This is a genomic window from Runella aurantiaca (assembly GCF_003339505.1).
Taxonomy (GTDB): domain Bacteria; phylum Bacteroidota; class Bacteroidia; order Cytophagales; family Spirosomataceae; genus Runella; species Runella aurantiaca.
Window position 1 is genome coordinate 523068 of sequence record NZ_QPIW01000002.1, and the last position, 26875, is coordinate 549942.

General features: G+C 43.9%; 19 protein-coding genes. 3 read left to right on the forward strand and 16 right to left on the reverse strand.

All coding sequences use genetic code 11. The features are described 5' to 3' along the window. Nucleotides 1-40 precede the first annotated feature (40 nt). The 5 genes from DVG78_RS05285 to DVG78_RS05305 all read right to left on the reverse strand — a co-directional run bounded on the left by DVG78_RS05285 (nucleotide 41) and on the right by DVG78_RS05305 (nucleotide 7473). Entirely contained in the window at nucleotides 41-2812 is a 2772-nt protein-coding gene (locus DVG78_RS05285; RefSeq protein ID WP_114459990.1) for an FG-GAP-like repeat-containing protein, read from the reverse strand. Then, on the reverse strand, nucleotides 2809-3339 hold the full coding sequence (locus tag DVG78_RS05290; RefSeq protein ID WP_114459991.1) for a nuclear transport factor 2-like protein: 531 nt from the start codon (nucleotides 3337-3339) through the stop codon (nucleotides 2809-2811). Before DVG78_RS05290 ends, DVG78_RS05285 begins: the two co-directional genes overlap by 4 nt. A gap of 51 nt (nucleotides 3340-3390) precedes the next feature. Continuing rightward, nucleotides 3391-3711: a LytTR family DNA-binding domain-containing protein gene (locus tag DVG78_RS05295; RefSeq protein ID WP_158549971.1), complete on the reverse strand. Its 321-nt coding sequence runs from the start codon at nucleotides 3709-3711 to the stop codon at nucleotides 3391-3393. Between the two features lie 261 nt (nucleotides 3712-3972). After that, complete coding sequence (locus DVG78_RS05300) at nucleotides 3973-5904, reverse strand: FlgO family outer membrane protein (protein ID WP_114459993.1); 1932 nt, start codon at nucleotides 5902-5904, stop codon at nucleotides 3973-3975. A gap of 237 nt (nucleotides 5905-6141) precedes the next feature. Further along, complete coding sequence (locus tag DVG78_RS05305) at nucleotides 6142-7473, reverse strand: DUF418 domain-containing protein (RefSeq protein ID WP_229598135.1); 1332 nt, start codon at nucleotides 7471-7473, stop codon at nucleotides 6142-6144. 360 nt (nucleotides 7474-7833) lie between these two features. On the opposite strand from DVG78_RS05305, the gene DVG78_RS05310 reads away from it, so the two are divergent. The 3 genes from DVG78_RS05310 to DVG78_RS05320 all read left to right on the forward strand — a co-directional run bounded on the left by DVG78_RS05310 (nucleotide 7834) and on the right by DVG78_RS05320 (nucleotide 11235). Next, the gene (locus DVG78_RS05310) at nucleotides 7834-8400 is read left to right on the forward strand and encodes an RICIN domain-containing protein (RefSeq protein ID WP_114459994.1); all 567 of its coding nucleotides are present in this window, start codon (nucleotides 7834-7836) and stop codon (nucleotides 8398-8400) included. Between the two features lie 598 nt (nucleotides 8401-8998). Then, complete coding sequence (locus DVG78_RS05315) at nucleotides 8999-10540, forward strand: tetratricopeptide repeat-containing sensor histidine kinase (RefSeq protein WP_158549972.1); 1542 nt, start codon at nucleotides 8999-9001, stop codon at nucleotides 10538-10540. 2 nt (nucleotides 10541-10542) lie between these two features. Next, nucleotides 10543-11235, forward strand: a complete 693-nt coding sequence (locus DVG78_RS05320) for a LytR/AlgR family response regulator transcription factor (RefSeq protein WP_114459996.1) — start codon at nucleotides 10543-10545, stop codon at nucleotides 11233-11235. Between the two features lie 109 nt (nucleotides 11236-11344). Here DVG78_RS05320 and DVG78_RS05325 read toward each other — a convergent pair whose 3' ends face one another. The 11 genes from DVG78_RS05325 to DVG78_RS05375 form a co-directional block, all read right to left on the reverse strand. After that, nucleotides 11345-13009 (reverse strand): sulfatase, encoded by a 1665-nt coding sequence (locus DVG78_RS05325; RefSeq protein WP_229598136.1) that lies wholly within the window; start codon nucleotides 13007-13009, stop codon nucleotides 11345-11347. 59 nt (nucleotides 13010-13068) lie between these two features. Further along, entirely contained in the window at nucleotides 13069-13263 is a 195-nt protein-coding gene (locus DVG78_RS30625; protein WP_114459997.1) for a RagB/SusD family nutrient uptake outer membrane protein, read from the reverse strand. Beyond that, a complete protein-coding gene (locus tag DVG78_RS05335; protein WP_114459998.1) occupies nucleotides 13227-13367 on the reverse strand; it encodes a sulfatase-like hydrolase/transferase in 141 nt (46 codons plus the stop codon). Before DVG78_RS05335 ends, DVG78_RS30625 begins: the two co-directional genes overlap by 37 nt. Nucleotides 13368-13869: 502 nt before the next feature. Next, on the reverse strand, nucleotides 13870-14391 hold the full coding sequence (locus tag DVG78_RS05340) for a YybH family protein (RefSeq protein WP_114459999.1): 522 nt from the start codon (nucleotides 14389-14391) through the stop codon (nucleotides 13870-13872). Between the two features lie 88 nt (nucleotides 14392-14479). Further along, nucleotides 14480-15370, reverse strand: a complete 891-nt coding sequence (locus tag DVG78_RS05345; protein ID WP_114460000.1) for a dioxygenase family protein — start codon at nucleotides 15368-15370, stop codon at nucleotides 14480-14482. A gap of 54 nt (nucleotides 15371-15424) precedes the next feature. Continuing rightward, entirely contained in the window at nucleotides 15425-17854 is a 2430-nt protein-coding gene (locus DVG78_RS05350; RefSeq protein ID WP_114460001.1) for an outer membrane beta-barrel family protein, read from the reverse strand. Nucleotides 17855-17916: 62 nt separating this feature from the next. Further along, on the reverse strand, nucleotides 17917-20346 hold the full coding sequence (locus tag DVG78_RS05355; RefSeq protein ID WP_114460002.1) for a TonB-dependent receptor: 2430 nt from the start codon (nucleotides 20344-20346) through the stop codon (nucleotides 17917-17919). A 201-nt stretch (nucleotides 20347-20547) separates the two neighbouring features. After that, on the reverse strand, nucleotides 20548-21354 hold the full coding sequence (locus DVG78_RS05360; protein WP_114460003.1) for a hypothetical protein: 807 nt from the start codon (nucleotides 21352-21354) through the stop codon (nucleotides 20548-20550). 266 nt (nucleotides 21355-21620) lie between these two features. Further along, the gene (locus tag DVG78_RS05365; RefSeq protein ID WP_147276998.1) at nucleotides 21621-22343 is read right to left on the reverse strand and encodes a hypothetical protein; all 723 of its coding nucleotides are present in this window, start codon (nucleotides 22341-22343) and stop codon (nucleotides 21621-21623) included. Between the two features lie 140 nt (nucleotides 22344-22483). Beyond that, nucleotides 22484-22954, reverse strand: coding sequence for a YybH family protein (locus DVG78_RS05370; protein ID WP_147276999.1), 471 nt, complete (start codon nucleotides 22952-22954; stop codon nucleotides 22484-22486). A 100-nt stretch (nucleotides 22955-23054) separates the two neighbouring features. Beyond that, nucleotides 23055-26618 (reverse strand): choice-of-anchor Q domain-containing protein, encoded by a 3564-nt coding sequence (locus tag DVG78_RS05375; RefSeq protein WP_158549973.1) that lies wholly within the window; start codon nucleotides 26616-26618, stop codon nucleotides 23055-23057. Nucleotides 26619-26875 lie beyond the last annotated feature (257 nt).

A 26875-nucleotide genomic window follows, 5' to 3' on the forward strand; every position in this document is an offset into this window, starting at 1 on the left:
TGTTTACTAAGTTGTAGAATGAACACAAGGCGGCCACCCATCAATTACACCCCCCCACCGCCGCACTAAACACCGCCCCGTTGTCGGCCCTGAACCCATTGGTTAGCTCAATAGACTTCGCGCGGTAATTCACATTGGCTGTACCCGTCACTTTGTTGGTGGCCGTTATTTTTCCGTTCATGCTCGATGCCGTTTTTAGAATCGCCCCCGTAGCGTAATCATCGGCGGGGCTGGCGAGGTTGACGGCGGCGGCGTTGGAACCTGCACTTACGACGATACTCGACGGATTGGGACAACCATACACGTTTGTAAGCGTGGCTGAATAGGTCCCCGCAGTGGTGGCTACGATGCTTGGAGTAGTGGCGCCATTCGACCAGAGTACCGCGTTCACGGGCGATGTGGTGGGCACTTGCCAGGTCGGATTGTTCACCAATGTACCGTTATTGCCATTTCCAGTGGCATCAGCCGTGGTGGTGCCAGTGCCTTCGTCAAATTTGTAATAAGCAACCAAACCGTAGATACCAATTGGCACCGACTGATTCAACCAATAGAGCATTTCGCCTTCGGCTCTTGCATAGTTCCATATCCGTAGCTCGTCCATTGCACCGTTGAAATGATTACACGCACAAAAAGTAGGTTGCTGTCTACCGATGTTCAGCGGTTGATTATCTTGTGCAATAGTTACACCCGTATGAACTCCTGAAGATACTCCATTGATGTAAAATGTAAGTGTACCATTATCGAAACTAATCGCCACGTGCGTCCATGTATTTTCGGGAACACTTCCTGTCGAATACACCCACGTTCCAGTGCTTAGGGTAAAGAAGCCCATTTTGTTGGCGTTTCCATTGGCGTTTAATGACCACAAATGGCTATAATTTCCCTTATCCAATATGGTTGAGTTTACCCCCGAATAATTTACCCAGGCCTCCATCATAAAAGCAGTTCCGAAATTGAAGCTGGTACTGTGGGGGACGGTGACGTACTGGCTACTGGTTTTCACAAAATTCAGGGCGTTGTTGTTGCCAATGTTAGAATTGAGCGTTACCGAACCGCCGCTGCAAATGGTAGTGGGGCCATTTGCGGTAACGTTCAATGCGTTTGGTATGGGATTGACTAATACAAAAACATTCACAAACGAACTTACCGAAGCTCCCTGCTCGCATCGAACCTTGTAAATGGTAGGGATAGGGGTAGAAAGTACTGGGGTGATGTATGGAGAGCCTGCCGATAGAAAAGCATTGGTATAGAAATTGTACCAATTGGGCGTACCTACGTTACATGTTGCGGACAACGAAGCCGTTGAGCCTGCACAAATGGTTGGATTAGACGTGCCGGTCGGAACAGAAGCAACGCTGAATGCATACCGAAGAACTGATACAACATTCGAGGTCTCTGTAGTGACCGATAAGTCAGGTCTATTATCGCCATCTAAATCTCCAATGCACACATAGCGTGGACCAGTGGCAGTTGTAAAATCGACTTTGGCAGCAAAAGAATTTGAGTTTATATCTCCAATCGTGGCCGTATTTCGATAGATAGAAACCGAATTTGTTCCAAGGTTAACAGATAATAAATCCAATTTTCCATCTCCATCAATATCAGCCAAATTTGTTGCCGAACAAGCTGTACCTGTCGCTATGTCAAATTTTGCAGCGAAAGAGTTTGCATCAATGGTGCCATTGGTTATCGTATTTCTAAGAATAGACATCGAATTTCCTGTAAAATTGGCAGCGGCAATGTCAATTTTATTATCGCCATCAATATCACCAATACTAAACCCGAACGGCAATGCACCCACGGCGAAATCTACCTTAGCGGCAAAAGAATTGGTATTTATTGTGCCGGGAGTACTCGTATTTTTGAAAACCGAAATGTTGCTGAGACCATTGTTACATACAACAATGTCCAATTTTCCATCACCATCAAAATCTCCACTACCAATATAGTTTGAACTATTACCCGGAGTCAAAGCGAAATCTACCCTTGCTTCAAAAGAAATACTCCCGTATGTAGAAGTATTTCTCAAAACCGACATCACGTTACCAGAATGTGCAATGGCTAATTCGGGTTTTCCATCGACATCAAAATCAGCAATATTGACCGAACGAGGCCCAGTACCGGTAGTGAAATCAATTTTGGTGGCAAAACTGATAGTTCCAATTGTTGATGTATTTCTGTAAACTGAAAGATTATTGCTGTTAAAATTGGTAACGACAACTTCGGGTTTTCCATCGCCATCAATATCCCCAATGGCTAAACCTCGGGGATTGGTATTAGTTGAATAATCTACCTTTTCCGCAAACGAGCCTGTATTGATAGAGCCCACAGTGGCAGTATTCCGCAAAACCGACATCGTATTTGCACTAAAATTCACCGTTACTAAATCAGACTTTCCATCACCATCCAAATCGCCCATGGCCATATTTAAGGCCTCGGTAGATGCTGCAAAATCAACCTTTGTCTCAAAACTGGAAGCGGCGATGCTTCCACCCGCGTAGGTGACATTGAACGGTTTGGCACTACTGCCCGTCAGGCCGGTGGTTAGGTTGAGTACCGTTATCGGCTGGAAAGTAGCCCCCGCCGGTACGGTTACGGTCAAGCTGGTAGTAGAGGCGGCGGTAACAGCAGCTCTGGTAGCCCCAAAATAGACCGTGTTCTGGATGGGCATGGCGTCAAAATAGATACCGCTGATGGTTACGCTCGTACCTACTGCACCGCTCGCGGGAGCGAAGGTAGTGATGGTGGGCTTTTGGGCTTGTAATGAAACAACGTTGAGTAAAGTCAGTAAGACGCAAAATAGAGTTTTCATAATGATAAAATGGATTTATGCGATACAAGGGTGATGAGCGTTTGGTCGTAGTTGCTATCTATGTGGTCAATGAGTTTTTCTTGGTTAAAATGAAGGCAAAAATTCATTTTAACGGCAGTATTTTTGTGTTTCAATACCATTTCATTCGTAAGGTCTATGACTACTTTTGTACCTAAACGCTTGGTTGTTTTTTCTGCTGTATGCGTTTCTACGGGTAGGTAGGTAGCATTCACAATTCTCATAGATTGTATGCCGGCGGTTATCTGATAGCTTTTCCAATAATTGATTACGGCCATTTTACCCATCAATTTTGTACCATCGGGCAACTCGTATTCTACGCTGTCGGCCAGCATCTCGGCAAAAGCATCTAATTCAAACCCGGCTAAATAATCCAGCGATTTTTCGGCAAGGATCGCGTAAACGGGCGAGGCAATCTCGTAGTCTGCTTTGTCTTTTTTGGTGGAATCGCAAGCTCCCAGCCCCAAAACCACAGCCATTATTTTGACAAATCCAAGTCTTGCTTTCATAGTTGTTTTGTTAAAAAACGCGAATGCCTTTTTACAACTGCTATCATCTACTCACAAATTCATCAAACTACTGCGCCTTCTTCGGGCTACTTTGGCTGCGGTGCCGTCGGCCATAAAAACTACCTTCTGCTGATCACAAAAGCCCGTTACAAACGCCCGATTGACGATGCACCGCTTATGAATCCTGATAAACTGACTCGGCAAAAACAGGCCGTAGTTGCCAATGGTCTTGGTAGAAACATGGGTTTGGCCATTTTGTAGCACAAAAACCGTATAGTTTCCAGAGCCCTCGAGGCGCACCACGTCTTGCCACGCAAAGGGCAGGCTGTGGTTGTAGGCGTAATAACAGGCAGGAATTTGAATAGCGTTCATAGTAAAGTTAGAATCAATCTCTTCCATTGACTTCACAAAGGTAAAGCACCCCCTCCGGCAGGGCTTGGTATATTGTTCCAAAAACTATGTGTATTGTTGCACGAGGCTCAAAAACTATGTTTATTGTTGCAAAAACTATGTTTTTCACTTTTTTGGCAAACAAGTCGTTCAGTTTGTGAGGTTGAAACCCACAAAAACGGGCGGCTCTTTGTTGGTTGGAGCAACGACAAAAAGCAGCAGCAGAATAAGAAAAGCGGGGAGCTATGGGGTAGAAAAAGCGGGGTTGAGCAATCCTAGTTTTTGCAAAATGGCGTTGAAGCGAGCGTCGTTGTGCAGAAAAACAAACAAAGGCGACACTTTCAAATAATTGGGCGAATCGCTTTTCTCGGCGGCCAATTGAAGGTATTTCAAACAGTTGTCCCGGGCGCCCAAACCGGCATATACAGTGGCAAAATACTTGTAATTGTCGGGAATGGGGGGCAGGCTTTTCAAGTACAACTCTGCCTCAGACTGCTGCCCCAATTTGGCTTTTGTATAGGCAATCAATGTCTTGTAATAAATCCTGGCACTCAGTTGGTCGCACTGCAAAAACTCTGCCAGCGCGGCTTTGTATTCTTGGCGTTTGAGGTAGTAAAATGCCTTTGCGTTATGAAACAAATGGGTTTCGTTAAAAACAAGCTGACCGTCTTCGATGGCTTTCTCGGCGGTGGCCAATTGCCCCGCATAAGCGCAGCCAATGATGTGCCCGCTGTAGATGGTGCTGGAGAGTGGGTCGAGCGAAACTGCCTTGGTGCTGTATTTAATGGCTTCTTCCATTTGCCCGATTGACCGGAGCGTCAGGCTGTACCAATAGGTGATGAGGGCATCATTGGGGCTGAATTTTAGCGCAATGTGCAGCGTTGTCATTGCCTGTTCCCACTTATTTTGAACCTTGTAAATAAGGCCCAATACTGCATAAGCCCTGCCGTTTTCGGCATCAAGCCTGATGGCGGTCAGCGCGTTTTTTTCAGCCATTTTATAGGCCGTTTCTACTTCCATAAACTGGTCTTCGCCCATCAAAAAGTAAGCAATGGCCTTGTCTGCGTAGGCATCAGCAAAACCAGCATCAAGCTCAATGGCCTTGTCAAATTTGGTGATGCCTGCCTCCGTTTTTTCTTTGGTGCGGGTTTGCAGCAACTGCCTGCCTTGCAGGTATTGATTGTAAGCGGGCAGGCTTTGGGTGGGGGTTTTGTCTAATTTATGGGTCAATTTTTGGTTCAATTCTCCCGCCACTTCCTTCGAGACGGTGTTCATGTAGCTAAAAATATTCTTGGTATCGCCTTCAAATTTTTTGGTCCAAACCACCCTGTCGTCTTTTGCCCTGACCAGTTCAACCGTAATCCTGACTTGGTTCTCAATTTGTAGTACTGTGCCATTCAGAAGATAATTCACCCGCAGTTCTTGGGCAATTTGTGGAATGGTTTTTGGGGTATTGGCGTATTTGTTGGAAGAAGTGGTAGAGATAATTTTGAGTTCGTTGAAAGATGCCAACGAACTGTGGATTTGCTCCATTACGCCCTCACTGAAATAAGATTTTTGGGCTTCGCCCAAGTTTTTGAAGGGCAAAATGGCCACCGAGTTTTCGGGAATTGCTGTTAGCTCGCTGTTACTTTTGAAAATTTGCGAGTGAGCCATGAAATAATAACCGATGCCAATAACGACAAAAAGCACCACAAGAGCGTACATTTTGCTGAAATCAGGCGTTGAAGCGGCCGAAATGTCAACAGGATTGCGGGCAAAAGCGGCAGGCGGCTCTTGAACCCGCGCAGGTTCGGGCAGGTATTCGACTTCATTTTTCGGCTTCTGAACGCTATTTTTTTGTTCTTCAACACGCTTCTTAAAATCCCTGGGACTGATATTAAATTCTTCAATAAAATACTTGCTGAAATTGGCGTGGCTACTGATACCAACGGCATCGGTAATTTCCGAAATGCGTAAATTGGTGGTACTGAGGAGAATTTTTGCTTTTTCCAGTCTTTTTTTACGAATGTAGAGCGTCGTCGAAAGTTGGGTTTCTTCAATCAACATGCGGTGCAGTTGCGAGCGGCTCACTCCTAATTCTTGGCAAACAGCATTGAGTGCAAAATCCGGGTTGTCCAGATTTGCTTCTATGAGGTTGTCCAGTTTTTTAAGAATAGTAGGTTCAGGATTCATTCAACCACTTTTATCCCGTTGCAACAACTTGCAAAAGCAACAAACCTACACAAAATAGGTTTTATATTTTTCCTGTTTGATTACAAAAATCAGGGCAAATACACGAATTTTTTTTGAAATACACCCATAGATGCAACTGATTCTGCATGGGTACACCACCTAATCATAGTTGAAGGCATCCATCCTAGCAACTATATACCATTTATTACTGCATCGTAAGGAGTTGTGTTTTTTGTGTTATGACCGCTTCATCGGCTGCATTTTCCAATACGTCAAACTCCGCCACAGCCATTCCAGCGGGCCAAAACGAAAATGCCGCAGCCATATTGGGTTGATAATCAACTGAAAAGCCCAAATTGCAAAGGCCACGAAGTAAATTTGATAGAATTCCAGTTCGGCAAAATAGTTGAGACCGTAGCCAAAAAAGAACAGCGTACATATCACCGAGTGTGAGATATAATTGGTGAAAGCCATGCGGCCTACGGCCACCAAGCGGTTCATCAAGCCCTGCACCACGCCCGATTGGTAGAGCAAAATCAGCGAAGCGGCATGACCCATCACCAACAGAATACGCTGAAAAGGATAAATCAAATTGACCCAGTTGATGGGCACTTGCTCCATGCGGGCGAGGTTGGCTTCGAGTGTAGAGAAGTGATGAAAAGCGTAATAATTGGCGTAAATCACCAGCGGCAAGCCAAGGCCATATCCGATTTTGATAACCGTCCAATAATCTTTGTTTGACCACGCGCCCGTCAGAAAACCCCATTTGAAAAGTGCCAACCCCAACAGCATCAGCGCCAACGAATCCCAGACTTCAAAGGGCAGATATTTGGTCTGAATGTCAAAAGCAATGGGGCGCAAATAACCAGCCACGGTACTGTAGTCCGACTTCATCTTTTTGGTATTTGTCTTGGCATCTTCACGGTTGGGAATCATGGTTTTTTCGATTTCCCGCCATTCGGTCAATGCCTTGTTTTGGGTTGCGGTCAACGTTTGATTCTGACTTTTGGCTTTGGAGGCTTCCACATAAGCAATTCGTTTTTCGCGGATGTCTTGGTACTGAATCGTGCCTGCCACAAAACTAACCACTGCTACAATGGGTACCGCCCATACCAAGTATTTGGGCGGTACATTACGAAAAAGATACAAAATCATGCCGCAAACGGCATAGAGATAAAGAATCTCCCCAATCCAAAGAATCAAGTGGGAGTGTATCAATCCAAACAACAGCAACCAAAACATCCGACGGTAATAGAGGGCATGAACCGAAATGTCTTTGGTGCCTTTGTTGGCAATAAACAGCAACACGCCCGCCCCAAACACCATCCCGAACATGGCCCTCATTTTGCCCTCAAAAAAAATACCGATGAATTGATAGAGCCAAAAGTTTGGGTTGTCGGGGTCATTTTTGAAGACTTCAAACGAATAATCTGCCATTGAAAAGCCTGGAATATTCATTAATAAAATGCCGAGTAACGCAAATCCTCGCAGCATATCAATAATGGCAATGCGGCTGGATTCAGCAACAGGGGCAACGGCTGTTGTTTCAGAAGAAATGAGTTGTTCCATTGGTTTTTGAGAGGGTTTAAGTAGGGTAATATATGGGCTTCTTTCTTACGGGTTACACAACAAAGATAAAAAGCGGGTTTCTGAAAGGCTTCTCTTATTGTTCCAAAGACTTTGTTTATTGTTCCAAAAACTTTGTCTATTGTTCCAAAGTGTGAGTTTCTATGTATTAACTACCTCTTAGCGCTGGGTATGATGACGAATTTAAGGGAAGCAAAATCTTCATTCTATCCCTAAAATCGGGCTTCTATCCCAGAAATTTTGGAGGCTCTGAATGGCAAAATAGCTTTGGTACATTATCAAAAAGCAGGAAGCCGAAAATGCTGATTCAGAGTAGGCAACAAATAGTAAATCTTTACCTAAATGAAAACTTTAAAAACCCTTGGAATGATTCTGTTCATTGGCCTTACATTAACATCTTATGCCCAAGAGCGGGGGCGTTCTTTTAGCCCTAATTATCAAGGCTATTATTATTTACGGACGGCATTCACGGGCGACGCCCTATCTCTTGAAAGTAATGGTTCAGCGAGTAATGTTATGAGTGGTGCCTCCTTCATGTCTTCTCAAAAAGGTGCGACTGGAACAATGTGGAAATTGGTGCCAGATGCTAAAAATAAAGGTTGGTATCGCTTGAAATCGCAAGATCAGGGCGAAGGCAGATGTTTGGAAGCTAATACTGCCGGGGGAGAGAAAGATGGTCGGTCTTTTATGGATAATTGTCAAGATGTAACCGGTCAACTATGGCGATTAGATTTAGTGAGTGCCAACAACGGAGACCACCTCTATAGATTACGTACAATGCTACACGGTAATAACTTCTCTCTGGAAGGCAATAAGCCCGAAAATAAGTCTGTATATTCTGGCAATGCGTTTATGGATAAAACTCAAAATGTTTCGGGCCAAATGTGGAGATTAGTACCAGTGCAATAAATAAACAATCAATGTCTCTACGTAACACAACGTGTTTAATTTATAGTATTGATACATGCCCCTGTGAATGTAAAGGATTCTAACTGTAGCAGTTATTCATGTCTTATACTATTTTCTCAATACCAGCTACTGTTATCAATTGAAAATCTCAACATTTTCTTTACAAAAAAACAATGCTGTGAAGGAGTTTTATGGTCTGAAAGGTTAATAAATAGAATCCTGCAACAAAGCAGGAAGATTTATTAAAAAACGCATAAATTCACCTTTATTTTCAATCAATTTGATAGTAAAGGTGAATTTATGCTTTCCTATTATCCAAGCAGTTATGCCCAACAGCCGTCTTAAAATATCAATTTTATTTTTCATCACGGCTTTGGCTACCTCTGGCTTTGGTCAACCACTTAGTTTGCCCACGAAAGAGGTCGATAGACTGAAACAAAATCTGACGGTTTTTAAAGAAGACACCAATCGAGTTGTCAACTTATGGCGTTTGGCAAGGTACCATACCATGACCGAGCCGCGTCAGGCGGTGCTGTATGCCACCGAGGCCATCACACTCGCCCGAAAACTCAATTATACCTACGGCGAATTGATCTCAATGCAGGCGTTGAGTTTTGTATCAACCATTACAGGCGACTGGCAAAATGGGATGCAAACGGCTTATGAAGGTTTGAAAATAAGTCAAACCAAATACCCCAAATTAGAAATCGTATTTTATAATTTGATAGCACTCGTTTATGAAAAACAACAAGATAGTAAACAGCGGCTGGAATGGCTATTGAAAGCCTATCATCACCCCGAAATCAATTCCTTACCCAACAACGGCAAATGGCTGATTTACCATAACATTGGTGAGGTTTACGAAAACCTAAATGAATATGATTCTGCAATGAAATATTCGGAAATAATAGATATTAATTGCCGAAAACTAAATATTCCCATAGAGGTATCGTATGCCAATGCAATAATGGGCAGAGTGGAAAAAAAACGAAAAAACTATGCAGAAGCATTGCAATACTTAAAAATCGCAATGAGTTTTTCGAACAAATTTGGTAATCCTTTTTTAGAATCAGAACAATCGGTTGATTTGGCCAGCGTTTTTCATGCAATCCATCAACCAGACTCCGCTATTTTTTATGCCGAAAAGGCCTTAGATGGGGGTAGAAAATTTAAAAATTTAGTACTGACAGCAAGTGCCGCAAAACTTTTAGCTGAGATATATGAACATAAAAATCCCTCAAAGGCCATCAGTTATTTAAAAATTTTGAATGCTACTAATGATAGCCTTTATACCGCTACAAGAATTATTCAGACACAAAATATTGTAAACACGATACAACAACGTGAGCGAGATTTAAAAGAAGCAAAAAAAGATTACGATAACTCAATAAGGCAGAATGCACTCATCGGATTTCTCATTTCTTTAGGCTTACTGACATTGATTTTGATACGAAACAACCGTCAGAAACAAAAAGGTGTGGCTATTTTGAAGGATAAAAACAGAGAAATAAGCCTTCAAAAAGATGAAATTGAAAAAACAATGGAGCAGAAGCAAATGCTACTTTCTGAGTTGCAACACCGAGTAAAAAATAATTTACAGTACGTTATCAGCATCTTAGAAATCCAGAAAGAATCTGTTAATTATAGCAATATTGACGACTTGATTAAGAGCAACCAAAATCGGATTCATTCGATTGCTCTGCTTCATAAAAAATTAAATTTAACCGATAGTGTCAATGACGTTGATTTGAAAAGATACATAACAGATCTCTCCGAACTCGTCAAAGATTCGTATGATAATAAATTTAAAAATGTGAATTTGTTTATTACTTGTACAATCGAAACTTTTCCTATCTCGAAGGCTTTGCCTTTAGGTCTGATAATCGTCGAATTGGTCAGTAATAGCATGAAACACGCCTTCAAAAACCAGCAAAATGGTATCATCAATATCGAAATTACGTATGACGCACATTCAAAGAAGAATTGCCTATACTACATTGACAATGGCGAAGGTTTTGATTTTGTAAATGTAGAGACCAAAGGGCTGGGCGTAGAAATAATGAAAGGTCTGATTGATCAACTCAATGGTAAAATAGAAACATCCCTCAAAAAAGGCTTTGAACTGAAAATCTATTTTTAAAGATGAATTCAAAGGTAATATTGGTCGTAGAAGATGATTTTTTGAATAGAAGACTAACCAAAAAAATTCTTCAAGAAAATGGTTATCAGGTTTTAGAAGCAAAAAATGCCGATGAAGCCTTGAAGATTCTCCATAAAGAATTGGTTGACCTTGCCATTCTCGACATCAACCTTGGTGATGGCGAAATGGACGGTATCAGCTTGGGAAATCTCATTCAAAACAAACAAAAAGTACCATTTATTTATCTCACGGCCTACGAAAACGCTAAAGTTATTAGCGAAGCCGTAGCAACTTCGCCCTATTCATACCTGACAAAACCATTCAAAAACAGCGACTTGGTTGCCTCTGTCGAATTGGCAATTATCAAATCATCCAAAGAAGACAAACCAAAGCCTACAATTTTGGTAAAAGATGGTGAGTACAAGGTTGCCTTGCCAATAGAAGATATCAACTATATCACATCAGAAGGCAACTATTTACTGTTTCACACCGATAAAAAAACCTATAAATGCCGCTCGACCATTGAGCAGATTCTTAAAGTTCTGCCGTCATTATCATTTGTACAAATTCATCGAGCTTTTATTGTCAATAAAAACAAAGTTGAAAAGTTCAATTCTAAAAGTGTGATAGTAGGCAATGTAGAAATTCCGTTGTCGAAAAAAGACTTCCCCAATAATTTTTCGACCATGAGTTAACACTTTCAAAATCTGAGATGATAGCCGCTACCTTATTTTGGCACAAAAGGAAAAATAATATGTTTAGTCCTAGATTTTAGAGGTAATAATATCGTTAAATCAAGTCTTATTAATCTTTGGTCGTTTTACTTTTCCACCAGTTTTGGTTGGGTTGGTAATCTACCCTCAGAAAATTAAGCCTTTCTTTTTCGAGTTTTGGCATCAATACTTCTACATTATTTTGGTGTTTTTTATGGGCCAATTCAAGGTTAAACTCAGGGTCTGGAACGGGATAATTGGCGTTTACGCTTTTCAGCCAATTGAGCAGTTTCGCCTTCAGGTTTTGCGTTTCCTTTTGATTTTTTGCGGCTAAATCGGTTTGTTCGTAGGGGTCTTTGGCTAAATCATACAGCTCGTCATGCCCATCTTCCCAATAGTGAATCAGCTTCAAATTTTTATACCTGATGGTAGAGTTTGGCTGACCTCCTTGATTTCCATAATGCGGATAATGCCAATACAATTCCCTGTCTTTTAATGTTTTATTTTCAAACAAGGGCTTTAAGCTAACGCCGTCTATGTGTTGTTTTGGCAAAAGCGGAATATTGGCAAAATCTAAAAGTGTCGGGAAGAAATCGGCGCCCGTTGCTGGAAAATCAATTTGTTTGACCTGCTTTTTCAACCAGGGGATTTTAATGAAGTAAGGTTCCCTGATGCCCCCCTCCCATTGATAGCCCTTTCCCCCACGCAGCGGTAAATTGGACGTCGAAAAAGCATCCCCCGACGCAACGCCTCCGTTGTCGGATGTGAAAATGATGATGGTATTTTCTTCCAAATTCAACCGTTTCAAAGTATTCAACACTTCACCAACGGCATCGTCCATGCTTTCTACCAAACCGCCATACACGGGATTGTCTTGCACTTGCCGAATCGGCAAATCTATTTCCATCACGTAGCCGTTTTTGGCAAGTCCATTTTTCTCGGCTTTCTCACGGTACTTTTTCCATTTTGCTTCGGTGGTTTGAATGGGTCCATGCACCGCGTAAAATGATAAAAAGGCAAAAAATGGCGTATCTTTTTGTTGCTCGATAAACGCCGAAGTCTCCTTGGCCAGTCTCATTTCGAGGTTTTCACCGTCATTGACGTTGGGCAACGAAGGGTTTTCCCAAGGAGAAAAATACCCACCTTTGGGGCTGCCTACTTCCCAGCCGCCTTTGTTGATGTCAAAACCGTGGTCTTCTGGGTAGCTTCCTTTTTCGCCTAAGTGCCATTTGCCGGCAAAAAAAGTTTTGTACCCGTTGGCTTTCATTACCTCCGGCAAGATTACATCGGCTTTGGATAACTCATGTACGTATTCAGCAGGCAATAACTTCGAGAACCGTTTTTCGGTCCGCCATTCCGTGCCTGATTTTGCCCCAATCCAGTCGGTTATGCCATGCCTCGCCGTAAATTTGCCAGTCATTATGCTTGCTCTCGAAGGGCTACACACCGCACTACACGCATATCCTTGCGTGAAAACAGTGCCTTCATTGGCAATTCTGTCCACATTGGGGGTTTCGTAAAACTTGCTTCCTGTACAGCTTAAATCTTTCAGCCCCAGGTCATCCACGAGGATAAAAACAACATTTGGTTTTTGGGGTGCTTGGCCTTTACTATTTTGCGCTTTTAGATTGGGAAAAGCCAAAAACAACACGATTGTGTATTTTATGAGCATACGCAACGGACTTCTAAAGGCTTTATCCATTTTATTCACCCAAAAATCATTTTCTGAAAGGGATACATTGAGGCTTAAATTCATCTTTTTAAAGCAAGTTTTTACATCAAACAGCATTGAATCGTCTTTTATTTTGAAAAAAATTAGAACCATTCAGCATGTTGCACTAAAGCAGGGTTTACGTCAAGCTCCCGCTGCTGTATGGGCCATACATTGTGTCGGGGAGCGGCAAATATACGGTTTTGAATGGATGGAGCTTGTACCTTATCCACCTTAATATAATTATATCCGGCCCTTTCTTTCAATATACCCCAACGTTTGAAGTCATAAAAACGCAAACCTTCAAAGAAGCCCTAAGGTGCCATTTGCCCACGAGCATACTCTGGTAGCCCGAACGCTCCAGCACATCGGCCATTGTTTCTTCAGTGAGAGGCGAGCCCATTGTGCTAGACGATTACATTAGGGTTTTGAGCTTGGGATTCGACTGATTTTACCCCTTTTTTGGAAACAAAGGCCGCCATTGTGAGAACGAAGGCAGTTGAGAATAGGAATACTATTTTTTGGATGGTCATTGTTTTTAGGGAGAGGCGGTCTTCAATATTTCTTAAGTAGAATCATAAGTAAGAAACATAATCAATTTGAGGTTTTACAATCACCTAATGATTATTGAATTTCTCTGATTTCTAAACGTAGGTCAACAGAAAGCCACTCCACCCCTTGGTTGGTGTCAAAAAAGTGTGAAGCTTTTTAATTTAAGCCAAAAATCAAGTAGAAGAAGTATTCTAACATCTATGATTTTTGTAGAATACCTAGTAAGCCCGATTTAATAGACAATATAATCGGGGCAATAGGGTAAAGGGGTTTGAAGATTTCCTGTGGTATTTTGCTCAAACAATCGGTTTTACTGAGAAAGCCAAACACCTCCTCAGTAAAACCTTAGATGATTACTTCGTTTTTACGTCATCGTTGTAAATATCTCGTACGCACAGGTATTTACCGTCACGTTTTTCCCAGATTGCCATGTACTTACCCGTAGAAATCACCTTTCCAGAGGCATCTTTGACCGTTGATTTGCCCACTTCCGTAACGGTATTTTCGTCGCCAAATACATCCATAACTTCATAGGCACTCGTAGAACCTTTGGCTTTTTTGGCAAAGTTTGTCTCAATGTCCTTTTGAAGGGCCGCTTTGCCTACTACCATTGGCGCGTTATTGGACAAACTCGCGGCATCGTCGGCATAAAAAGCCACGAGTGCCTTTGCGTCACGGGCGTTGTCGGCGGCGGCCCAGGCTGTTTCTAAGGCTTGTATTTCTGTTTTTATGGCCGCCATGTCTGGCTTGGTCACTGCTTGTTCGGTAGTCTCCGCAGCGGACTTGGTTGTAGTGTCGGTAGTAGGCGAATTACACCCGATGGTTAATAAAGCAACGGCTAAAGTTGCAGGTAGGAAAAAGTTACTGTTTTTCATTGTTTTGAGTTATTTATTTTTTGCCTGTGCTGACCGGTCGCTTCGGCAATACGATTTCGACAGCTCCGTTTTTGGTATTAATTTTCGGCTACTCTTTCCAATATTCCACCGTGCCTTTTCGATTGTTTTGGGACATAAAGTTCAATGTACATTTGACACCCCCCGACCCCAATAGCTCAAAGGTGTAGGTTTCAAACGTTCCTTTGTGCATCCCTACGTAGTCAAACGTATTGTTTCCGATGTAGCGAAATTGCCTACCAAATACTTCGTTTTTTAGCCAAAGCGCGTTATTCTTTTTGAAAAACTCTTTGCTTTTGGTTTTATCTTCTTTGCTCACATAAGTGCCTAATAATCTATCAATTGCCATTGGGTCAGCCATCATAATTTTTGCCATCGACACGTCGTAAAACACCTTCTTTGCGTTGCCTGAATCAGATACTTTCAGGACTCTTTTTTTGGCAAAATCGGAGTTGGCGTAAGCGTCTTTCTCAATGTGCTTGTCGCCATTGAAGTAGAGCTGCGTCACCAACGGTTGGTAACCTTCGGCGGTAATCATCATGTGGTAATGGGCAGGTCTGATTTGGCCCCCACCCGCATCATAGGCAACGGGCAAAATCGTTTGGAAGGAATAATTGCCGTTTTCGTCAGAAAAAGTGGTACCACGGTATTTGAACTCCGAAGTAGCGTTGTCGTAAACCCCATTTCCATCGCAATGCCACAGTTCAATTTTGGCGTTTTTGTAGGGAGTTGTGCAGTCTTGGTGCTTGATTTTACCGACCAATTCCACCAATTCTCCTTTTTCTCCTTTGATGACCAAATTGCTGCGAACGGGGCTGTCGGGCCGATAAAAAGGCCCTAAAATGTCGGAGGTAGTTTCGCAATCCCCCACGTATCGGTCGCCTTCTGGACGAACAAAACCAGTGGCTGACACCGCAATAGCTGATAAAGCTGTGCTCTTCAAAAATGTTCTTCTTTTCATGATAGAGGTAGTTAAAATAGGGTAAAGGAATGTTTGTAGGTCATGGGTAAAGAGTTACTGTACCCGCGACCTTTCTTCTGCTTCTGCTTTTTTGGCTGCCGCTTTCATTTTCTGGTTGCCAAAGTTTTGCGACCAAGCGACTTTAAATTTAGGCTGGGTAAATTGTATCCTCATATTAATATACTGCTGTTGTTCGGGCAAATCCAAGTTGATCCGATAGACCGATGAGTTGAAAATATTGTCGTAACCGATGCTGAGTTTACCGCCATTCTTACCCATCTTGCTTTGTAAACCGACATTCAATTCACCAAAAGCTTTCCTTTTAAAGATTCCCAACAAGCCACCGGAATTGTAATTTCCTGATATTTCAAAAGTGATTTTTTTGGATAAACTGAAGGTCTGTACGCTGTATAAAGTCAAGTAAGGGAATTTTACAGTGATTAGAGCCCCATTGTTATAACCACTCACTTGACTAAAAACGCCCGCAAGGTTAGTGTACATGTTCCACCATTTGGCGGGGCTGTAAGGCTGCCCTATTGTCAGCGAATAGGTTTTCAGGCTTTTCTGATTTTCAGCTACGTAGTAGAGTTTGTTGCTGCCCGGTTTTATCTGTGCCTGAAAAGCGGCAATTGGATTCGATGTATAGCTATATTGAAGACTGAACAAGGTACTTTTGACGCGATAATCGGTTTTTAAGTTGTCTGAAATAGCAGGTTGCAAAGCCGCATTTCCTGATAAAAAAGTATTTGGGTCCAGAAAAAGGATAAACGGGGCCAAATCATTGAAAGTTGGGCGAGTGATGCGGCGGCTGTAGGAGAAGCTGAGGGTTTTGTTTTTATTATAATCATGCGATACAAACAGGCTTGGGAATAACCGCCCGTATTGGCGGTCGACGATATTGGGTATTTCTTCCGAACCCAAATTCGACTGCGTGTATTCATAGCGTAAACCACTTTTTACGGTCGTTTTCTCACCCCATTTGGTTTCATAAGAAATATAAGCCGCACCGATACTTTCTTTCAGCGTGTATTTAGCCGTGAAATCGGGGTCGGATACCCATCTATTGAGAAGGAAGGTTTCAACCCCCACGTTGTTGTTGAAATGAGACATCACGGCTTTTATGCCCATTTCCAATTTGCCTTTTTTGCCGAAATCGCGGACATAATCCATTTTCACAACCCCAAAATTGATAGGCGTAATTTTGCTGGTGTGCATTGGTTGCTCAAAAAGTAAATTGTTTTTGCCATCCAGCCACTTGTTGTCATAATGGACAGATTGTTCGTTGTAGTAATGTAGGTAATCGGCAGTAAGCGACAACACCTCGTTTTCCCGTAAAACATGTCGAATATTAAAATTTAAGCCAATATGCTTCAACCGATTGACATTATTGATTTTGAGTTGAACGAGGGTGTCCACCACCTTATTACGAGAAAATTGTGAGTTATTCAATCCATTCTTCATCTCAAATTTATTGGCTAAGGCCGACACGCCCACACCGATTGTCGTTTTGGTATTTAATTGATAATCAAGCCCAAGACGCAAATTTTGGTTGTTTGTCTTTTGTGGACGGAAGGTCGAGGTCTCTGTTTCAACTAAATTATTCCCCAACAAAATGCGCCGATATGTCCAAATGGTTTGCTCTTGTCCAAAATGTACATAGTCATACGCAGCATAAAGTGTTACTTTTTTGTGTCGGTAATTCAGGTTTATACTGCCATTTCCAACGCCGCCTTTGCCATACCCTGCCGTAAGCGCATACGAGCCATTGAAGCCTTCATTTTGATTTTTTTTCAGGACAATATTGATGTACCCAGCATTGCCTTCGGCGTCTAAATTGGAGGGCGGCGTGGACATCAATTCGATTTTTTCAATGTTACCTGCGCTCATGCCGCTCAACATTTGTACCGCAGCATCGGCAGTCATGTAGTTGAGTTTGCCATTGATCATGACCACTATACCACTCTTGCCAGAAAGAGAAATTGTGTTGTCTTGGCGATTTACCATCACGCCTGGAGAGCGCTCAAGAACATCCAGCGCGGTGCTGCCTGCCGATGTAATCGAACTTTCAACGTTTATCACAAGGCGGTCAATTTTTTGCTCAAATAGCGGCTTTTTGGCAATGACTTCAACGGTGTTTAATTCCATATTTTCTGATAAAGCAATCACTCCCAAGTCCATCGTTGGGGACTGCGAAATCAGCTGAAAGAAAGCTGTATTTTTTTTAGAAAAACCCAGCATGCTCACTTCACAGAAATAAGCACCTTCTTTGATATTTTGAATCGTGAATGAACCGTCTTCTTTGGCAACATCTCCTTTTACAAAAGAAGAATCTTTGGCACTTAAGACTAAAATATTGGCAAAGGGCAGCGGTTTCCCCACATTATCGGCAACTTTGCCTAAAATTTGCGTTTGTCCTAGAGTAGGTTGGCTTATAGACAACAAAACTAATACAGCCCAAATATTATATTTAATCAAGATTTTCATCCTTTAAGCTTTTATATGAGGTACGTAGGGGGGGAAATATTCTACTCCAGTGAAAAAAACTGCTACTCCACGCGCGCTTTCTCTTCTGCTTCTGCTCTTTTGGCCGCTGCTTTCATCTTTTGATTGCCAAAGTTTTGCGACCAAGCCACTTTGAATTTAGGCTGGGTAAATTGCATTCTCGTTTCAAAATACTGCTGCTGTTCGGGCAAATTCAAATTAATTCGGTAGATTGATGAATTGAAAATATTGTCATAGCCGATGCTGAGTTTACCGCCATTCTTACCCATTTTCTTTTGTAAACCGACATTCAATTCACCAAACGCTTTCATTTTAGAGATGCCCCACAACCCACCGGAATTGTAATAACCTGATACTTCCAAAGTGACTTTTTTGGTCAAACTAAACGTCTGTACGTTGTATAGAGTCACATTCGGGAATTTGACCGTTACCAAATATCCGTTGTTATAAGCATTTACGACGCTGAATACTCCCGCAAGATTGGTGTACGTTGTCCACCATTTAACGGGGCTATAAGGCTGCCCGATGGTCAACGAATACGTTTGCAAGTTTTTTTGATTTTCCGCCACGTAATAGAGTTTGTTGCTGCCGGGTTTTATGCGCGCCTGAAAACCCGCAATGGGGTTCGACGTGTAGCTATATTGCAAACTAAACAAGGTGCTTTTGAAACGATAATCGGCTTTTAAGTTGTCGGAGAGGGCAGGTTGCAAGGCCGCATTGCCCGACAAAAAAGTATTTGGGTCAATAAAAAAGGTAAACGGTGCCAAATCCTTGAACGTAGGGCGCGTAATGCGGCGACTATACGAAAAGCTCAATGTTTTATTTTTATTGTAATCATGCGTCAAAAACAGGCTTGGAAATAATCGCCCGTATTTTCGGTCAACGATATTGGGCGTTTCTTCCGAACCCAAATTCGATTGCGTGTATTCAAAACGCAGCCCCCCCTTCACCGTGGTTTTCGGGCCCCATTTTGTTTCATACGAAGTATATGCGGCACCGATACTCTCTTTCAAACTGTATTTTGCCGTGAAATCAGGGTCGGCTTTCCACGCATTAAACATGAGGGTTTCAACGCCTACATTGTTCTTAAATTGAGACATTACGGCCTTCACTCCCATCTCCAACTTCCCTTTTTTGCCGAAATCTCGGCTATAATCCATTTTCACAATCCCAAAATTGATGGGTGTGATTTTGATACTTCGTACTGTTTGATTGAATAGTAAATTGTTTTTACCATCAAACCACGTATTGTTATAATTTACGGGTTGGTCGTTGTCATAATGCAAATAATCGACCCCAAATGACAGCACTTCATTTTCACGCATTGTGCGCTGAACCCCAAAACTTGCCCCTACGTGTTTCCAAAGATTCACTTCGTTGATTTTGAGACGAATCAGGGTATCCACCACGTTGTTTCGTGAAAGGGTTGATTCATTCAGCGTGTTGTTCATGGCGTATTTTTTAGAAAAAGCCGATACCGCAACGCTCACCGTTGTCTTGGTATCCATCTGATAATCAAGCCCAATACGCACATTGTGGTTGTTATCGCTGGGGTGGCGCAAGGCAGAAGTCTCGGTTTCTAGCAAATTATTTCCCAACACAATGCGTCGATACGTCCGACTGTTTTGCTCCTGACCCAAATGCACGTAGTCGTAGGAGCCATAAACCGTTATTTTTTTGTGTCTATAATTCAGGTTGAAGCTACTATTTCCAACGGCGCCTCTGCCATAACCCGCCGTAAGTGCATACGAGCCACTGAAGCCTTCATTTTGATTTTTTTTCAGGAGAATATTGATGTACCCTGCATTGCCTTCGGCGTCTAAATTGGAAGGCGGTGTAGACAATAATTCGATTTTCTCAATGCTCCCAGCACTCATGCCGCTCAACATTTGTACGGCGGCATCGGAGCTCATATAATTAAGCTTACCATTGATCATAACCACCACGCCACTCTTGCCAGAAAGCGAAATTGTGTTGTCTTGGCGATTGACCATCACGCCCGGAGAGCGCTCAAGAACATCCAGCGCGGTGCTGCCTGCCGATGTAATCGAACTTTCAACATTTATCACAAGGCGGTCAATTTTTTGCTCAAATAGCGGCTTTTTGGCAACGATTTCAACGGTGTTCAATTCCGTATTTTCTGTTAAAGCAACCACTCCCAAATCCATCGTCGGGGACTGCGGAATCAGTTGAAAGAACGTTGTATTTTTTTTAGAAAAACCCAGCATGCTCACTTCACAGAAATAAGCACCTTCTTTGATATTTTGAATCGTGAATGAACCGTCTTCTTTGGCAACATCTCCTTTTACAAAAGAAGAATCTTTGGCACTTAAGACTAAAATATTGGCAAAGGGCAGCGGTTTCCCCACATTATCGGAAACTTTGCCTAAAATTTGCATTTGTGCAGCAACAGATTGGCTTATAAAAACCACAACCGATACAATGCAAATGACTGAACGAATAGAGGATTTCATTTTTGTAAGGGTTTCAAGAAGTGAATGATAAAATTCTGTACACTCCTCAGAGGAGAAATTCAAACTGAACCCTTCGAAACCAACGACGGCTTTTATCTTTTTCGTTGGCCCGATTACGTATTGTAGTAAGCTTGGGCATCATTTGTAAATCAAAATTTGACAACAAATAATGCCCTTTCAAAAAACTTGACAGTCAGCTGATTATCGTGCCGAATCTAGCAATTCCCACAACTCCTGATTTACCATACTCCTCGCGTCAAAAATCTTTTTTTCGTAGGCTTTGGCGGTCATACCAGGATGCACTTTTGCTAAGATTTTTTGAAAATCGGAAGCCGCCGCCATGTCTTCCCACTTGTTGTAAAAATCAGAAGTGACGTAATTAAACGGTTGCCCTTCTCCGCCCAACACGCGGCTGTAAAGCCCCCATGCCGAGCGTCCACCTGTTTTCATCATTTCGACGTGCATCGGTTTCACCAACTTGGTTTCCATGTTGTAATACTCCTCCGCTTTTTCGTCTTTTACTTTCATGAAATTGATCATTTGATACTTGGCGAATGTGGTGGCCTTGGGGTCGGCGGCTACGAAATCAACGCCGTAATACACATTGCTTTGGGTCAGATTCCGCAGTTTTCCAGTTTCGTTCGCAATGGCAAGTTGTTCTTTGGTCAACAATTTCTCGACATCACTAGCGAGCAAATTCCCGTACGGGTTTTCCAACTTTTTCCATCCCTGAACCACCGTTACGGTGACATAATCATAGGGTCGGTCGGTGCCACTTGGCATCCGGACGGCATACAAGCTCCACGAAGTAATCAGGCCGAGTTTGATGCGCTCCTGATGAATACGCTTCCAGACCTCACGTTCGGCTTTGAGGTATTGGTCATCCATCCCGGGAGTTGCTTTCATCGTTTCGACGATAAAAAAGGAAGGCTCGGGGTTCTGGGCCAGAAGCGAAAGGGTGCTCAATACAAGGGCAACGAAGAGCACGAAATGTTTAACATTTTTCATTTGTAAAGGAGGATTTAGGGTAAAACGATAGACTTAAAAGCAGACTCAAAGATAGCTTGCTTAACATAGACGACTTTAGTGTATTGTTGCAGAAACTTAGTGTATTGTTGCAAAAAGTTAGTCTATTGTTCCATCGACTCAAAAACGCCCTATAATCTTCCCTGTTCTAATTATTTTTCTCTCTGATTATCAATATTTTGAGCTGTACTGAAAAGCCTATTTTTTGCACATTTTTCAATTCCAAAAAATCTTAAAAAAGACATGTTTTAGAGAGATTCTGCGCCCATGATAAGCGTCATAAACTGCTCCCACCAAACCATGTCCTGCGCAATAAAATAGAGCCCTTGGCTGATGGAATAAATGACGAGGCAAATCTCCAGCGTTTTGGTGTTGCGTCCGGCCTTGTTGTCGAGCCACAGAAGATAGGTTAATAGAATGATAATCAGTACAAACGCGAAGGTTTCGACGGGTATTCCAAAAGGGAAGATAGAGATGCCTACCACCATAAACCAAATCCGATCTATGGTAGGCCCCAGCACGGTCAAAGCAGCCGCCAGCATGTAACGGGCATGCACATACGTGCTTTTGCGATTGAGAATGGCCAAGGTATAGAATAAGCCCAGCCAAAAAAGATAAAACATGGGCAAAGCTTGGTATTTGGCCGACAGGTGCAGTAATTCTTCCTGCGTGTATTTAGGTATTCCCTTGACGGCCTCTTTCGCAATCAAGTCCATGTACACGAAATAGCCGTGTTTTGTCATCAAAAAAGCTGAAATCAAGAGAAGTGGCACAAGCACATAACTGACTTTCCCAACCCTCCGATGCCAGGCCTTTTTTTTGTATTTAATCAAAAATGGCTGAACGATAAGCATTACAACCCACGCGGTCATCAGTCCAAAATGAACGTGGATAATTGTGGCCTTGGGTTCAAAAAACACCGAAAAATAGGTGTGATAAAAACCACCGAAAACCAATAGGATTATGATCAAAAACCAATAACCGAGGTTGGGGTACAGGGGGTAGGCTTTAGGGGTTGTTTTCACCAAATGGATTTGATTAATTGTTCAATTCCCAACATTTTACCTCACACTGATTCCTCGTTTGTGAAATGAAAAATTATCAGCGCATGTTACTTGCTATCATCGTTGTACATCTCTCTGATGCACAAATACTCTCGGCCGCGTTTTTCAAAAAGTGCCATGTATTTGCCACTGCCGACCACTTTCCCCATCGAGTCTTTCATGGTGGTTTTGCCCACTTCCAACACTTGCTTTCCTTCCGAAAACACCTCGATGGTTTCAAAAGAATGGGTCAATTTTTGGCTAAGGTTTTGCTTTTCCTGAAACTGCCGGATGGCATCTTTCCCAACCAGCATGGGCGAATCATCGGGCATTGACACCGCATCGTCGGCATAGAAAGCCATGAGTTCGGGGATATTTTTGGTATTAACGGCAATGGCCCAATTGTTTTCTAGGGTTTCAATATCGGTACGGATTTGGGCTAAGTCAGGCTGGGCGTTTTCATCCGTATTTTCACCCTGCAAAGCAGTACAAGCACTGAACATAACAAATATACACCCGATTTGAAGAAGAGATTTCATTTTGTCAAACTTTTTAAAAACAACCCACTCATAGACAACCAATTAAACATTAAAGTATTCTCCGAAAGCGCTTTTGCTTCCGGAGAATACAATGCTTTTTTTACAACTTATTGACCTTCACAACCGCTTCGTGGTTTTGGCTGTCGCGGCAGCGAATCAGGTACAGTCCGTCGGGCAGCTGCTTCAAATCAAAGGAGAGTTGGTTGGCTCCTTCGTTCATCTGCTCGGCCTTTTGCACCAATGGGCGACCAATCAAATCTACCACTTCAATCCGTGCTAATCCCTTGCTGACGTTGCGCAAATCAACCGTTACCAAACCTGCGGTCGGATTAGGATACACCTGCATCATCAGGGCCGTTGGGCGCATTGCTTCGTCGGACTCCACGCCGATGCGGGCATTGCTTGGGGTACCGCAAGGCGTGATACCGCAGGCGCCCAGCGTGGCACCGTTGGCTAAAAGAGCAGGTACGGCCGTCGGCGCTACGCAGAGCGCCTTGCCTCCAAAACAAACTAACACTTTTTCGACGGCATTGGAATTGCCGCAATGTACGTCAATCACTTCTACCGTTACCTCATCAGTGGAGGTACAGCCGTTGGCGTCGGTCACCGTAACGGTGTAGGTGGTTGTAACCGTAGGACACACTTCTACCGTAGCACCCGCTAGATTTCCGGGCGACCAATTGTACGTAAACCCTCCCGCGGCACCCGTGGCCGAGGCGGTCAGATTGGTACAATTGCTGCCGTAGCCATTGTACACAAATTTGCAGCTACCCGCATCCACCGAAGGAGGAGTCTTCAGGGTAATTACCACGGGGTTGCTGGCGTAGGTCGTTGTGCACGTAGGAAAAGCCTGCGAACGTACTTTGATGGCGTAATTGCCAGCGGCAAGGCCGCCGAAAGTGGCACTGCTTTGCCAAGTGCTCCCGTTGTCGATGCTGTACTCCAACGTGCCGCTACCCGTGGCGTTGACCACAATGGCCCCCGTAGGAGTGGTGCAGGTGGATTGCGTAACAGTAGGTGCATTGATGGTAATGGCGGGGCAAACAGCATTGCCAGTTACGGCAAAATCATACACCGCTTCGTCGCAATCATTGTTGTTGACGGTGATGGTGGCATTCTGGACGCCCGTTGCGGTGGGCGAAAAGGTAACCGTGAAAGTAGCCGAACCGCCTGCCGCAATTGGACTGGCAGGAGATAAAGCACCTACCGTAAACAGCGCGTTGTTGGAAACAATGCTGCTGATGTTGAGGGGAGTACTGCCCGTATTTTGAATTGTAAAGGTTTGTACTCCATTGCTGCTCACATTTCCAAAATCGGTTCCTTTGGCCGCCGTAGGCGTATTGTCGCCATCGGGGATATTAGTGAGAGGAGAACCTCCCTGAAGATTAATTTCCTGCAAGACGCCTTGGTACTCATAAGCTCCCAAATCCACGATACCGTTATTGAAGACACGGGGATTACCGTCGAGGTCGGTGATGATGCCGCTGGGGATGAGGGTATTATCACCCACGTTGATGGCGGGGGAGCAGGGTCTTAGGCGGAGGTTGCCCGCTGTGCCGAGACCTACAGGTGGTTGACTGACAAAGAGCGGGTCTCGGGTGCCATCGAATACACCCGAGCCTAAGTTAAGCCCTTTGACCAAGGTGTTGGTGTAGGTAGGGTTGCTGGGGAAATCATTATCAGGTTGATTAAACACTTCGGTGCTGTTGCCCCAGAGGATGCAATTCCTGAGGGTTGAGTTGCAGGAACCGTTATTGTACATCCCGCCGCCGTTGTAAGTAGCCATATTCCCTGAGAAGCTACAGTTGGTCAGGGTTGGGCTGCTGTAAAATTCATTGTACATCCCCCCGGCACCTGAAGCCAGATTTCCCGAAAAGCTACAATTGGTCAGGGTTGGGCTGCTGGAAGAAAAATTGGCCATCCCCCCGCCTGCATTCGCCTGATTTCCCGAAAAGCTACAGTGGGTCAACGTGGGGCTGGAAATATTGTTGTACATCCCCCCGCCGTCGGACGCCTGATTCCCCGAGAAGCTGCAGTGGGTTACCGAGGGGCTGGAAGAAAAATTGCACATCCCCCCGCCGTAGCCATTCAGAGCCGTTCCATTGGCTAAGCCGCCCGTGATGGTAAAGCCATCCAGCACGGCGCTGTTGTTCAGTCCGTTGTTGTTATTAAAAATCACGTTGTAGCTATTGCCATTGTCGAGGGCGTTGTTTTTATCAATGTCGCCGCTGAGAATAGTCGGGTTGGCTGCCCAGTTGCGTTGAGAGAGCATGGTTTCATTTCCATTACCAGAGAATCCGCCGTAGATAGCCACGCCGTTTTTCATTGTGAAGCTGGCGGCACGGTCGTTGTTGGCAAAGCTCCCGCCTTCGTCGGGGTAGTAAGTGCCTTTGGCTACCCAGATTTGGGTAACGCTGGAGCAACTGAGCTGCAAAGCTTCTTGGAGGGTTTTGAAGGCCGTAGCCCAGCTTGTGCCATCACCACTGCTGGCTACGGCTTGGTTGACGTACAAGGTGGTAGGTAGCGAGCCCTGAAACTCGTACGCTCCCATGTCAGTCGTACCCACCCGAGCATTGCCGAGTATATCCGTAGTGGGTGCGCCTGCGTCGGTACCTGTATTAATGGCGGGCGAGCAACCACTTAAACGTAGACCATCATCTGCTGTCATCCATTGGTTGTCTACCCCATCGGGGTCGGCGGCGTTGACAAAGAGGGGGTTTACGTTCAGATTTCCTGTACCCGCATAGCCACCCTGCACAATGGAGTACGTAACGATGGGGGTGCTACTTAAGACGTTGACAATCTCACTGCTGTTGCCCCAGAGGATGCAGTTGGTCACCACTGGGTTGGCGAAGCGGTTGTACATCGCGCCGCCATTGGGTGCCGTATTGCCCGAGAAAGTGACATTGCTGAGGCTGGGCGAAGAGGTGACGTTAAACATCCCGCCGCCGTTAATGGTAGCACTATTCCCCGAAAAAGTAACATTACTAAGGCTGGCGCGGGCAGTGGAAGCTTCGCTAAACATCCCGCCACCGAATTCAGCGCTATTCCCCGAAAAAGTGACATTGCTGAGGCTGGGAGTGGAGTTGTGATTAAACATCCCGCCGCCGTATTGAGCGCTATTCCCCGAAAAAGTAATATTGCTAAGGCTGGGAGAGGACTCAAAGTTAAGCATCCCACCGCCCCAAGAGGTGGGCGCATTCCCACCCGTGATGGTAAAACCGTCGAGTACGGCGGTGCTGGTCAGAGAGTTACTGTAGTTACGAATGACTTGGAGGCTGTTATTGCTCGCATCGTTGTCTTGTTGAATCTCCCCGCTCAAAATGGTGGTATTGGCCGTTAAGTTGCGTTCAGAAAGCATGGTTTCGGTTCCATTGCCTGAGAAGCCCCCGTAAATGGCCACGCCGTTTTTCATTGTGAAGCTGGCGGCACGGTCATCATTGGCAAAGGAGCCGCCTTCATCGGGGTAGTAGATGCCTTGGGCTACCCAGATTTGGTCGCCGTTTTGCGCCGCCGTCAAGGCTGCGTGTAGGTTGTTGTAAGCATTGGGCCAAGAAAGGCCGTCGCTCGTACCACCCACTACACTGGCGTTGACGTAACGAACCACGCCCCAACTTTGTACGGATGTACAGATGATTAGGCAGAGGAAGAAGAATTTTCTCATTGAATCAAAAACAGTAGGGTAAAAGACCTTCATAAATAGATAGGATTGGGAAAATAATAGAGAGTTTTTCATACGAAACGCGTGTTAAAAAAAGTAGGGTAAAGTGTAATTGTAAACGTGTAAAAAGTGGAAAATCCCAAGCGTGAAAACGCATCCACGAAAGCCGCTAAGGGCTGGCATTTCGAGCACCGAATCAAGAAGGCATGGCAGTAATAAGCACAGGTGGGCACCTGCTAAAACAGCAAAGAGTTTTCATC